The following is a 12,419-nucleotide window of genomic DNA, read 5'->3' on the forward strand; positions in this document are numbered from 1 at the left end:
CGTTGGGGAGGGAGCAGGGGTGCCCAAGGTGTCCTCGGTGATCGTCCCGTACGCGTGCTATCTGCGCGTGTACGAACCGCTGGCCGCCTTTCCGGAGCCGGAGCGCGGCCACTGGGCGCGCTACGCACGGCGCGCCGAGCGCCCGTCCTACCAGGACGAGCTGCGCCGCTCCCTGGCCGATCTGCTGCCCACCCCGCCGATCCCCGTGCCGGTGCACGAGAGCGGGGACGCGTTCGTCCTGAGTGTCGACGGGGTGCTCTGTGTCTGTCCCTGGCGCACCCGGCTGCGCGGCTGGCAGGCGCTGGAGGAGCTGGCCGACGAACTGCCCGCGTCCGTCCTGGACGCGGTCCTGCCGCCGCTCGTACGCCGCCAGGCGGCCCTGGACTACGAGCGCTGGCTCGCCCGCAACCCCGACGCCCGCCCATGGATCCGCACCTCGACCTGGCAGGTGCCGCTGAACTGGTTCGTACTCGTCACCGACGAGGAGCGCCGGTACGAGAAGGGGGCGGGCGGCGACGTGGCCGCGCCGGTGCTCCGTTACCGGACGCCGATGGTGCAGGCGCGACGGCGGACGGCACGCGCGCTGAAGACCCTGCGGGACACCCTGGACGAGGGTCCCCTCATCGACGGCCTGGTGGACGTGGGGCGCTGGCTGGAGGAGTTCCATCCGCGCTCGCTGGTCGAGCTGGACTACGGCGGGCTCGTGCACGCCCTGCCGACCGGGCACCTCGAGGACGACCACTCGGCGGCCGATGTCGCCGAGGGCATCGAAGCGCTGCGTCAGGGGGACGGGGCGGCGGCGGGCGAGGCGTACGGGCGGCTCGTGGAGCGCTGGCGCTCGGTCCGGGACCGGCGCTCGGCGAACTGAGGGGCGTCCGAGTGCCTCGGGACGGCCGGGGTGGGCTTGCCGCACGAGAAGTGTGATGTGCTTCTCACTGGTGTTCGACGAACTGACGTATGGTCCTCGCACGCTGAAGAACCCTCACCGCGGGTGAAGAACCCGTAGGGCGGGACGTTGGTCCCGATCCGGTCTTTTGTGGCGACGGCGTGCCAAGCGTGACGGATGGCACTTACCTGGCTCTTGCATCGCTTGCCCCTCCTCGTGCCAAAATAGGACAAGGAGCCCGGGGGAGGGCTCTATCCGTCCATGTTTGGGCGGAATCTCAGCATTGCACGCTATGGGGGGTCTGATGACTCCTGATCGCCCTGTGACTGATCGTCACAGCGGCGTGACTGTCCGCTATGGCATGGTCCATCGGCTTCCGTCGCTGATGAACACCTGGGAGGGCAATTCCATCGGTTTGGCCGACGCGGCTGGACGGATGGTGTAGTTGTAGTGCCGAGGACAAGCCGTTCGTCCTATAACCGACTCGACTCGCGTCCGCCATTTCGGGCAACGCGGGTCAAGGTGCAGAATTTAGAGGAAAGAACCGAGAAGGTTCGGTTCTCCCGAGGAGGCCGCTCATGACCGCTCGCACCCCTGATGCCGAGCCGCTGCTGACCCCGGCTGAGGTCGCCACGATGTTCCGCGTCGACCCCAAGACGGTCACGCGGTGGGCGAAGGCCGGCAAGCTCACGTCCATCCGCACGCTCGGCGGGCACCGCCGCTACCGCGAGGCTGAGGTCCGCGCGCTACTCGCGGGTATCCCACAGCAGCGCAGCGAGGCCTGAAAAATCGCATAACCGGGCAATTCGGTAGGTCCCCCAACCTGTCAAGACGCCCGAACCACAGCTCCAAGCGACGCGGGTCCTGCCCCAACAGGGCTCACGCCCGACCCAGTTACACATGCGACAAGGGTGCGTCGTCGATCGCGCTGGACTCCGCCGGGTCCAGCGCGATTTTTTTTATGCCCTGCTCAGATGCCGAGAGGTCGCGGGAGCGGGCTGCGCGGTGGGTCTGTGAGCGGCCTTGTCGGAGTCTGGGGAGGGGTGTCGGATCTCCTGTGGGAGCCCTCGGAGACTGGTGCAATTGCACATATTAAATTGACTAGTTGTAGGTGGGGTGTAAGTTCCGTGGTTCTGAAAACTTATGCGGTGACACCCGTCACACACCAGACTCCTTGTTGCCTGAGACGCGTCTGCGCTAAAGGAGTTGGGGCGGGTGCGCCTCGGAGGGGGTTTCGCCCTCGGCCGCCGCCTCGTCCTCCTCGCCGTGTGCGGAGGGCTCCATGGCCAGTCTCAGGAGCTGGTGGCAGATCGGGCAGTGCCGCGTGAGATGGCGGTACCCGGAGGCGGCCGACAGATGGGCGCGGAGCAGAGCGTGCGTCTCGTGCCGTGCGGACGCCGCCATGGACCACCTCCAGGAGGTCGAGTGCCCTGGATTCCGGGGTACCCGTGGAATGTGACGGCGTCAAGATGCGGGGGCTCCGTCGGCTGGGCGGGGGCGACGTCCGGCCTGGGCGAGGGAGGGCCTTGGAGAGGCGGTCGTGCGGGCGTGGGGGCGCGTGGGGCGTGTGAGGCGCGTGAAGTGGCGCGAGGGGCGTGAAGAGGCTTTGAGGGGCGCATGAGGCCCCGGGGCCTGTGTGTCCGCGCTGAGGGCCTGGACGGGCGTGTGCCGGGATTCCGGGCGTGCGGACGGTTCCGGGAGGCCGGGTGTGCGGGGTGTCCGAGGTGCGTACGCACGAGAGCCCGGGTCCGAAGACCCGGGCTCTCGTATCTATTGCGGTCCTGACGGGATTTGAACCCGCGGCCTCCACCTTGACAGGGTGGCGAGCACTCCAAACTGCTCCACAGGACCAGGTTTCGCAGCCACTTTCTTGCGTTGCGCTGCGAGAAGAGACTGTACAGGAGGGTGGGCCCGGGGTCGAACTCACCCACCGTGCAGGCCTCGTTACGGCACCGCCGCGTCGATCGCCTTCACGATGCGCTTGTCGGAGACGGGGTACGCCGTGCCGAGCGCGTGGGCGAAATAGCTGACCCGGAGCTCCTCGATCATCCAGCGGATGTCCAGGACCTGCCGCGGGACCGGACGGCCCTGCGGCATCTGCTCCAGGAGCCACGCGTACTCGTCCTGCATCTCCTGGACCTTCTCCATGCGGGTGGTGTCCCGCTGGACGCCGGTCGGCATCTGCTGCAGGCGGCGGTCGGCGGCGACCAGATAGCGCATCAGGTCCGGGAGCCGGCGCAGCCCGGTCGCCGTGACGAAGCCGGGCTTCACCAGGGCGTTCAGCTGCGTCCGTACGTCCGTGAGGTTGGCCAGGAGGGTGGGGCTGCCGGTGGCCTTCAGACGGCGCTCACAGGCCTGCCAGGCGGCGAGGACCTGCTGCACCTGACCCACCGTCCGGACCGTCGTGTCGACGATCTCGGCGCGCACCTTGTCGTACAGCTTGCGGTACGACTCCTCGTCCCACGCCGGGCCCCCGAAGTCGCCGATCAGCTTGTCCGCCGCCGCCATCGCGCAGTCGTCGAACAGGGCCTGCACGGAGCCGTGCGGGTTGGCGGAGAGGGCGAGCTTCTGGGCGTTCGTGAGCTTGTCCGAGGCGAACTTCGCGGGGTTCACCGGGATGTTGCGCAGGATCAGCCGCCGGGTGCCCTTCCACATCGCCTGCGCCTGCTCGGCCTCCGTGTCGAAGAGGCGTACGGAGACGGTGTTCGCCGTCGGTCCGTCGTCGACCAGGGCCGGGTACGCCTTCACCGGCTGGCCGGCCCGGCGCGTCTCGAAGACGCGCGTCAGGGTGCCGATCGTCCAGTCCGTGAGGCCCGTGCGTTCCAGGGACTCGCCGCCCTCGCGCTCCGCCGTCGCCGCCGCGGCCTGCGAGATCGCCTTGCGTGCCTTCGGCTTCAGCTGGAGCTGGAGGGTCGAGAGGTCCTTGTCCTCGGCCAGCTTGCGGCGTCGCTCGTCGACGATCCGGAAGGTGATCTTCAGGTGGTCGGGGACGCGGGACCAGTCGAAGTCGTCGGCCGTGACCGGCACGCCGACCATCCGCTTGAGCTCGCGGGCGAGGGTCGTCGCCAGCGGCTCCTGAAGGGGCACGGCCTGGTCGAGGAAACGCTTCGCGAAGTTCGGGGCGGGGACGTAGTTGCGGCGGATGGGCTTGGGGAGGGAGCGGATGAGTTCGGTGACCACCTCTTCGCGCAGGCCCGGGATCTGCCAGTCGAAGCCCTCGTCCGTCACCTGGTTCAGGACCTGGAGCGGGATGTGGACCGTGACGCCGTCGGCGTCCGCGCCCGGCTCGAACTGGTAGGTCACCCGGAACTTCAGGCGGCCCTGACGCCATGAGTCGGGGTAGTCGTCCTTGCTGACGTCACCGGCTCGCTCGTTGATGAGCATCGAGCGCTCGAAGTCGAGGAGCTCCGGCTCGTCATGGCGCTTGTGCTTCCACCACGAGTCGAAGTGCGCGCCGGACACGACATGGGCCGGCACCCGCTGGTCGTAGAAGTCGAACAGCGTCTCGTCGTCGACCAGGATGTCCCGGCGGCGGGCACGGTGCTCCAGCTCCTCGACCTCGGTCAGGAGCTTGCGGTTGTCGGCGAAGAACTTGTGGTGCGTGCGCCAGTCGCCCTCCACGAGGGCGTTGCGGATGAAGAGGTCACGGCTCGTCTCGGGGTCGATACGACCGTAGTTGACCTTGCGTTGGGCGACGATCGGGACGCCGTAGAGAGTGACCTTCTCGTACGCCATCACGGCCGCCTGGTCCTTCTCCCAGTGCGGTTCGCTGTACGTGCGCTTGAGGAGGTGTTCCGCCAGGGGTTCGATCCACTCGGGTTCGATCCTGGCGTTCACCCGGGCCCAGAGCCGGGAGGTCTCCACCAGCTCGGCCGACATCACGAAACGCGGGGGCTTCTTGAAGAGGGCCGAGCCCGGGAAGATCGCGAACTTGGCGTTGCGGGCACCCAGGTACTCGTTCTTGCCCGTGCTCCTCCCGCTCTCGCCCCCGGTCTCCTTCACGTCCTTCATGCCGACGTGCGAGAGCAGGCCGGCGAGCAGGGAGACATGGACGCTCTGCTCCGCCGCGTCGTCCTCGTTGAGGTGGATCCCCATCTGCTTGGCGACCGTGCGCAGCTGGGTGTAGATGTCCTGCCACTCGCGGATGCGCAGGAAGTTCAGGTACTCCTGCTTGCACATGCGGCGGAAGGCCGACGAGCCCCGTTCCTTCTGTTGTTCGCGGACGTAACGCCAGAGGTTCAGGAAGGCGAGGAAGTCGCTCGTCTCGTCCCTGAAGCGGGCGTGCTGCTGGTCCGCCTGCGTCTGCTTGTCGGCGGGGCGCTCGCGCGGGTCCTGGATGGAGAGCGCGGCCGCGATCACCATGACCTCGCGTGCGCAGCCGTTCTTGTCGGCCTCCAGGACCATACGGGCCAGCCGGGGGTCGACGGGGAGCTGGGCGAGCTTGCGGCCGGTGTCCGTGAGGCGCTTGCGTACGTCCTTTTCGGACGGGTCGAGTGCGTTCAGTTCCTGGAGGAGCTGGACGCCGTCTCGGATGTTGCGGTGGTCCGGTGGGTCGATGAAGGGGAACTTCTCGATGTCGCCGAGGCCGGCCGCCGTCATCTGGAGTATGACGCTCGCCAGGTTCGTACGGAGGATCTCCGCGTCCGTGAACTCCGGGCGGGTGTTGAAGTCGTCCTCGGAGTACAGGCGGATGCAGATGCCGTCCGACGTACGCCCGCAGCGACCCTTGCGCTGGTTGGCGCTGGCCTGCGAGACCGGCTCGATCGGGAGGCGCTGGACCTTTGTGCGATGGCTGTATCTGGAGATACGGGCGTTGCCCGGGTCGATGACGTACTTGATGCCCGGGACGGTGAGCGAGGTCTCGGCGACGTTGGTCGCCAGAACGATCCTGCGGCCGGTGTGGGGCTGGAAGACGCGGTGCTGCTCCGCGTGGGAGAGACGGGCGTAGAGGGGGAGCACCTCGGTGAAGCGGTACTGCTTCTTGGTGAGCGCGTCCGCCGTGTCGCGGATCTCGCGTTCGCCGGAGAGGAAGACCAGGATGTCGCCCTTGCCCTCGGCCTGCAGTTCCTCGACCGCGTCCGTGATCGCGGTGATCTGGTCGCGGTCGGCGTCGTCGCCGTCTTCTTCGAGGAGCGGGCGGTAGCGGACCTCCACTGGATACGTCCGCCCGCTGACCTCGACGATCGGGGCCTCGCCGAAGTGGCGGGAGAAGCGCTCCGGGTCGATCGTGGCCGAGGTGATGACGACCTTCAGGTCCGGGCGCTTGGGGAGCAGCTGGGCGAGGTAGCCGAGCAGGAAGTCGATGTTGAGGGACCGCTCGTGGGCCTCGTCGATGATGATCGTGTCGTAGGCGCGCAGTTCGCGGTCCGTCTGGATCTCCGCGAGCAGGATGCCGTCCGTCATGAGCTTGACGAGGGTGGCGTCCGGGTTGACCTGGTCGGTGAAGCGGACCTTCCAGCCGACGGCCTCGCCGAGCGGTGTGTCCAGCTCGTCCGCGACCCGCTCCGCGACCGTACGGGCGGCGATACGACGGGGCTGGGTGTGCCCGATCATGCCGCGGACGCCACGGCCCAGCTCCATGCAGATCTTCGGGATCTGGGTGGTCTTGCCGGACCCGGTCTCACCGGCGACGATCACCACCTGATGGTCACGGATGGCTTCCGCGATCACGTCCTTCTTCTGGCTGACGGGCAGCTGCTCGGGATACGTGACGGCGGGCACGCGGGCGCGGCGCTCGGCCATGCGGGCCTCGGCCTTGGTGACCTCCGCCTCGATCTCGGCGAGTACGGCGGCCCGGGCCTCGGGCTTGCGGATCCGGCGCGCGCCCTCGAGCCTGCGGCCGAGCCGGTGCGCGTCGCGCAGGGACAGCTCGGCCAGGCGGGGGGCGAGATCGCCGAGGGCGGGGGCAGGGTGCGTAGACATACGCCGTCCAGGATCTCACCTCGCCGAAATTACTGGCGAGTGCTTTATCTCGGGGTCCGTGGGGCAGCGGGGGCGGGAGTGCCATGGACCGGTGGTGGGGCGGGGCCGTGCCGGTACGTCGGGCCCGTCGCCGCTGGATCAGACGTGCGCTGGGCAAGGGAGCCGCTGCTCGATCCGAACGTAAGCGACGGACCTGCGACGCACCGCCACGGCCCCTCGCGTCGTACGGCGACCGCGGGTGAGTGGGGCGAGCGGTCTGCGGTGGTGGGTCAGGGCGCGCGGGGGGCCGGAGGCGTGGGGGTCGGGGGCTCGGTCGGCTGTGTTGGTGTCTCGGGGGGTGTCGGGGTGCGACGGGGGGCGCCCTGGGCCATGGACTGGGCGGTGTTGGAGACGGCCTTGATGCCCAGGTAGGCGGTGGTCATGCTGCTCACCGCGGTGAACGCGGCGGTGAGCACGCCGACGATCACGGCCTTGTCCCCGTCGAGCCGCCAGACGCCGAAGATCGCGACGCCCGAGATCGCGAGAATGCTGACGACCACGGCCAACAGCCCGTACCGGGCCCGGTCCTTCTCCAGTTCGGTGTCCCGAATCACTCTGGCCACGTTCCGGCTCATGTCTTCCCCGCCCCGAAGAAACCTGCTGGACCGGGCAGAACATAGCGGCGGCCGAGCGCCGGTGCCAAGCGAGCCGCCCGTCACTCTTCGCGCCCGTCCCGGCGCGAAGAAAGGGGCGAACCCTTTCGGGTCCGCCCCTTCTCAGCTGTCTGCGCGGATGTCATCGCACGTCGACGTAGTCCTCCGTGCCGTCGCCCACGAAGTGCTTGCTGTCGGGATACAGGAAGACGGGCACCCAGGTGCCGTCCTGCTGGGCCTTGAAGCCCTTGCTGAAGGATCCGTTCGATTTCGTGGTGACGGTGGACATCAGGTACCAGGTCTTCTTGCCCTTGGGCCGGAAGAGGATCTGTACCTTCTTGGAGCCGTACGCCTTCCAGGCGGTGGTGCCGGCCTTGCGCTCCTGGAGCACGCCCTTGACGGTGATCGTCCGGCCCTTGTGGACGGGCTCGGGGGACGCGTTGGCGTCCTTGATCCGGGTGAGGGCGCGGTTCCTGCGCAGGCTGCCGCTGATGCCGCCCTTGATGTCCTTGGTGGTGGAGCCCGCGTAGTGCAGCCGCCAGTAGCCGTCGGTGTAGCCCGGCAGCTTCTCGACGATGAACTGCGAGCCGTTGGTGGTCTGCACCGTCTTCTTGGTGCTCCAGCCGGTCTTGCCGTTCGCCGAGTACTGGATGTCGACGGCGATCTTGTCGTTGGTGTCCCGTCCGACCAGGTCGACGATGCCGGTGACGTCCAGCTGCGCGTACTCGTCCAGTCGCGCCGTGAACTCGGTGAACTTCGTCGTCGCGGTGACCGCCACGGTGACGTCGGCGGACGCGGTGCGCTGGATGAAGGGGTTGTACGGGTACGGCTGGAAGGCCACCTTGAAGACGTTCTTGCTGCCGTACGCGTACTCGGAGAAGGAGAAGCGGCCGTTCGCGTCGGTGGTCGAGTCGACGGGACTGCAGGTGGTGCAGTTCTTGTAGTCCATCTGCAGCGGGATGCCGGACAGCGGCTTCCACTCGGCGCCGCTCTGGTACTGGAGCGTGCCGGTGACGGTGAACCTGTCGTTCGCGGTGACGTGGAAGCTGCTCTTGTCGAGGACGAACCGGGTCGGCGCGGCCTTCGGGCTGACAGTGATCCAGGAGCTGTCGGCGTAGCCCAGGTCGCCCCGGTACTCGGCGAAGGTCCAGCCGCCCGACTTCGTCTCGTGGGAGGCGGAGAAATGGCCCGCGTCGTCCGTGACGGCCGTCGTGTCGGTGTTCCCGTCGAACGTGAGGTTCACGGTGGCGCCGGGCAGCGGCACCGTCTCACGGGTGCTGGGGTCGCGGACGACCATGTCGCCGTTGGCCGTGACGGTCCTGTGCTCGATGTCGGGCTGCGTCGGGGTGACGGAGTAACCGGTGAACACGGGCTGCCTCTTGTAGTGCAGCGTGCCCGCGTCCTGCCGGACGGTGGTCCCGCCGGAGGAGTCCGTGGCCTCGATGTCGACCGTGTAGTCGCCCAGGGTGTCCAGATGGATGGGCTGCGAGGCCCAGGTGCCGTCCCACGAGCTGGTGAAGTACTTGTACGTGAAGTCGGTGATCGTGGCCACGGGCGCGGCCGACGGGTCGCTTCCGGCCGGGCGGAGCCTGGCCGTGATCTTGTCGATCGAGCCGCTGTAGTTCAGGCGGACGTCGAGCACCGACCAGTCGGCCTGGTCGCTGTAGGCGTCCGTGACGTTCGGCCCCGCGGCGTGGGCCGTGCCGGGTATCGCGAAGGTGCCGACCAGGACAGCACCGGCCGTCACCAGTCCTCTGGCGATATGTCTCAAGAACCCCCCTAGGTCTCGTGAGCGACGAAAACCCCCTCCGGTTGACCCGGAGGGGGTTTTCGTTCTTGTGGCTGGGGCCGGGGTCGAACCGGCGACCTATCGCTTTTCAGGCGATCGCTCGTACCAACTGAGCTACCCAGCCACGAGGTTTCCTGGGAAACCTCAGCGGTCCTGACGGGATTTGAACCCGCGGCCTCCACCTTGACAGGGTGGCGAGCACTCCAAACTGCTCCACAGGACCAAGCTGTTGCGTGCGACGCGTAAAACAGTGTCGCACACGGTGTTGCGTGCCCCCAACGGGATTCGAACCCGTGCTACCGCCTTGAAAGGGCGGCGTCCTAGGCCGCTAGACGATGAGGGCTATCGGCCCGCCTGGGCGCTTCTCAGCGCGTCGGGGACGTGAGAAGCATATGGGATGGCGGGAGGTATCGCCAAAACGGTTTACGGGGTGCTCGTGGAGGGGGTCGGGGAGGGGGTGGACGACTGGGGCGCGCCTGGTTGGTTCTCCTTCGGGAGGTGGCGGCTGACCTCGGCCGTCGTCAGGCCCAGGCCGCCCAGTCTGATCTCGTCCCAGGCCTGGAGGCGGCGGGTGTCGCGGTCGACGTAGAGGATCGAGGCCTCGATGGGGTCGGGGTACTTGCCCTCGATCGCGCGCAGCCCGCTGCCGCCCGTCGAGCCCTCGACGCGCAGGCGGGTTCCGTACTTCATGACCTCCATCTGTTCGTGGTGGAGGTGACCGGCCAGGACGAGGGGTACCTCGCCGTCCGTCCCGCGTGCCGCCGACGGCTCGTGGGCGATGGCGATGTCGACGGGGGTGCCCGCCGTGCGCTGGTCGCGGAGGGCGGAGGCGAGGCGGGCGCCGGCCAGCTCCTCCGCCGCGTCGCCGCCCGGGACGACCGAGCGGTCGGGGGTGAACTGGGGGTCGCCGATGCCGGCGAAGCGCAGGCCCGCGACCGTGATCGCGCGGCCGTCGTCCAGGACGTGCACGTTCCTCATGCGTTCCAGGTAGCGCTGGGTGACGCGGCTGTCGTGGTTGCCGCGCACCCAGACGTAGGGCGCGCCCAGGTCGGGGATGGGGTCCAGGAAGCCGTTCTCGGCCGACGTTCCGTGGTCCATGGTGTCGCCGGAGTCGACGATCACATTGATCGAGTACTGCTTCACCAGCGACGCGATGATCTTCCAGCTCGCGGGGTTGAGGTGGATGTCGGAGACGTGCAGGACCCGGATCGTGGACGGGTCCGGCTCGTACGTCGGGAGCGTGGACGTGACGTCGTACAGCTTTGTCACGTTGGTCACCAGGCGTGCCAACTCCTCCTGGTAGACGTTGAATTCGCTGACGATGTTGCGGGCGTTGCCGACGAGGGAGGGGGCGGAGGAGAGCAGTCCGGAGAACCTCGGTTCCAGGACCGAGTTCGGGTTCCAGGTGGCGAAGGCCGTCGCGCCGGAGGCGGTGAGCAGAGTGAGGGCCAGGCCACCGGCGGCCAGGGCGCGGCGTGGGCGGCGGTAGACCGCGAGGCCGAGGGCCGTGGCGCCCGACACGACCGCGACGCAGGACCGCACGGCCAGGTCGAGCGTGCCGTGCTCGACGTCGTGCGCCACCTCGTCCTGCAGTCCCGAGAGCCGCTCGGGGTGGTCGACCAGGGCCTGCGCGCGGACCGGGTCGAGCTGGTCGACGTTCACGTCGAGGCGGACCGGTGCGACGTGGCTGTTGAGCTCCAGGGTGCCGAGCGGGGAGACGTTGATCTTGGTGCCGCCGGTGGCCGAGGGGCGCAGGGTCATCGTGGTGTTCATGGGGCCTACCGGGACACGGACATTGCCCACGATCAGCAGGCCCAGCCAGGCGCCGAGGAGGACGACCGCCATCAGGCCGAGCGCCCGGGCGTACGGGTTCGGCTCCTGGACGAGTTCCTCGGTGACGGGGCGGAAGCGGGGGGTGCGGCGGAAGTGGCGGGAGGGGAGGGTGTGGCGTTTGCGGGTCAGGGTGGTGGTGACGGCGGATATGGCGGTGGTGACGGCAGCGGGGACGCGGGCCATTGGTCCCGTATGCCCAAGTGCGGCGGCGGGTATGCGGAGGCGTACGGGGTTGTCGTCGACTCTCCTGCGAGGCGGTCGTGCCGGACAATGGCCGTGTGCTGGAGATGACGCGCGAGGAGTTCGAGGAACTGGTCGCCGAGGCGCTGGACCGGATTCCGCCGGAGCTGACGCGGCTGATGGACAACGTGGCGGTGTTCGTCGAGGACGAGCCCGACCCTGCCGATCCCGAGCTGCTCGGGCTCTACGAGGGAACTCCCCTGACCGACCGCGGGGAGTGGTACGCGGGGGTGCTGCCGGATCGGATCACGATCTACCGGGGGCCGACCCTGCGGATGTGCGAGACGCGGGAGGACGTGGTCGCGGAGACCGAGGTCACCGTGGTGCACGAGATCGCTCATCACTTCGGGATCGATGACGAACGGTTGCATGCGCTCGGCTACGGGTGAACGGGTGGGGGCGGGCGGGGGAGCGGGCGGCGGGGAACGGACGCTTCTTGGCGCTCGGACGCGTGTCATGTTCCCGCGTGTCCTCTTGCGGGCGGCGGGAGTTGGGCAGGGGGACTCGCCGATCCGTCCCCAGGCTCTCGGCCCCGCCGAGCAGGGGAGACCCCATCCGGAGGTGGCTGCCCGTGCGCGCCTTGTACGTATCCGTCCGTCTGGCCGCCACGGTCATCGTCGCCGCGTCCGCCGCCGGCTGTATGAGCGTGGGTGACGACGCGGGCCGGCCCGGACCCGCGCACTCGGCGGGGCGGCACGGCGGGCGGGCTCCCGACGGGGGGTCCGCGGGCGGCAGGGGTGGCGCCGGGATCCACGGGGGGACGGGCGTGAAGGGCGGTGCCTCCGCCAAGCCCGGTGAGTCGGCCTCCGGGTCGGCGTCTTCGTCCGCGTCGGCCTCCGGGGGCGCGAAGCCGTCCGCCAAGGCGACGGGCAAGGGGGACGGCAAGGGGCAGCCGGAGCAGCCTCCGCCGTCGAACGGGGTGCCGAGTCCCACACATGCCACGTCCGAGCCGACTCCGCCGCCCCCTCCCCCGCCACCGCCCGTGACGTCGGAGCCCGATCCGACCACGGCGGAGCCCTCGTCCTCGGCGCATGAGCAGACCACGCAGCTGGTGGAGCGGGAGCCGGCGCCGCGGGCGGGCGAACCGGCGTAGAACCGGCGTAGAACGGAGTGGCCG

The 12,419-nt window shown here is 68.9% G+C and carries 9 protein-coding genes and 4 tRNA genes; 4 read left to right on the forward strand and 9 right to left on the reverse strand.

Annotation, left to right across the window (positions count from 1 at the left end):
* Positions 1 to 19: 19 nt before the first annotated feature.
* Together OG568_RS27400 and bldC are read left to right on the forward strand one after the other, a co-directional pair.
* Positions 20 to 868, forward strand: a complete 849-nt coding sequence (locus OG568_RS27400) for a hypothetical protein (RefSeq protein WP_266583637.1) — start codon at positions 20 to 22, stop codon at positions 866 to 868.
* 596 nt (positions 869 to 1,464) lie between these two features.
* Positions 1,465 to 1,671, forward strand: coding sequence for a developmental transcriptional regulator BldC (gene bldC / locus OG568_RS27405; protein WP_003949541.1), 207 nt, complete (start codon positions 1,465 to 1,467; stop codon positions 1,669 to 1,671).
* Between the two features lie 412 nt (positions 1,672 to 2,083).
* On the opposite strand, the gene OG568_RS27410 is transcribed toward bldC, so the two are convergent.
* From OG568_RS27410 to OG568_RS27450, 9 genes are all read right to left on the reverse strand, one after another.
* The gene (locus OG568_RS27410; protein WP_329533470.1) at positions 2,084 to 2,290 is read right to left on the reverse strand and encodes a DUF6274 family protein; all 207 of its coding nucleotides are present in this window, start codon (positions 2,288 to 2,290) and stop codon (positions 2,084 to 2,086) included.
* Between the two features lie 372 nt (positions 2,291 to 2,662).
* Positions 2,663 to 2,737, reverse strand: a tRNA-Asp gene (locus OG568_RS27415).
* Between the two features lie 93 nt (positions 2,738 to 2,830).
* Positions 2,831 to 6,808, reverse strand: a complete 3,978-nt coding sequence (gene hrpA, locus OG568_RS27420) for an ATP-dependent RNA helicase HrpA (protein ID WP_329533471.1) — start codon at positions 6,806 to 6,808, stop codon at positions 2,831 to 2,833.
* Positions 6,809 to 7,077: 269 nt separating this feature from the next.
* Positions 7,078 to 7,422 (reverse strand): hypothetical protein, encoded by a 345-nt coding sequence (locus tag OG568_RS27425; RefSeq protein ID WP_329533472.1) that lies wholly within the window; start codon positions 7,420 to 7,422, stop codon positions 7,078 to 7,080.
* 160 nt (positions 7,423 to 7,582) lie between these two features.
* Complete coding sequence (locus OG568_RS27430) at positions 7,583 to 9,187, reverse strand: hypothetical protein (protein ID WP_329533473.1); 1,605 nt, start codon at positions 9,185 to 9,187, stop codon at positions 7,583 to 7,585.
* A gap of 92 nt (positions 9,188 to 9,279) precedes the next feature.
* Positions 9,280 to 9,353 (reverse strand) — tRNA-Phe (locus OG568_RS27435).
* A gap of 24 nt (positions 9,354 to 9,377) precedes the next feature.
* Positions 9,378 to 9,452 (reverse strand) — tRNA-Asp (locus OG568_RS27440).
* Between the two features lie 47 nt (positions 9,453 to 9,499).
* Positions 9,500 to 9,572: transfer RNA gene (locus tag OG568_RS27445), tRNA-Glu, on the reverse strand.
* Positions 9,573 to 9,652: 80 nt separating this feature from the next.
* Positions 9,653 to 11,245: a metallophosphoesterase gene (locus OG568_RS27450; protein ID WP_329533474.1), complete on the reverse strand. Its 1,593-nt coding sequence runs from the start codon at positions 11,243 to 11,245 to the stop codon at positions 9,653 to 9,655.
* A gap of 95 nt (positions 11,246 to 11,340) precedes the next feature.
* On the opposite strand from OG568_RS27450, the gene OG568_RS27455 reads away from it, so the two are divergent.
* Both OG568_RS27455 and OG568_RS27460 read left to right on the forward strand, forming a co-directional pair.
* Positions 11,341 to 11,691 (forward strand): metallopeptidase family protein, encoded by a 351-nt coding sequence (locus OG568_RS27455; RefSeq protein ID WP_067377126.1) that lies wholly within the window; start codon positions 11,341 to 11,343, stop codon positions 11,689 to 11,691.
* 182 nt (positions 11,692 to 11,873) lie between these two features.
* Positions 11,874 to 12,395, forward strand: coding sequence for a hypothetical protein (locus OG568_RS27460; protein ID WP_329533475.1), 522 nt, complete (start codon positions 11,874 to 11,876; stop codon positions 12,393 to 12,395).
* Positions 12,396 to 12,419: the final 24 nt, after the last annotated feature.

It is taken from the genome of Streptomyces sp. NBC_01450 (genome assembly GCF_036227505.1).
Taxonomy (GTDB): Bacteria; Actinomycetota; Actinomycetes; order Streptomycetales; family Streptomycetaceae; genus Streptomyces.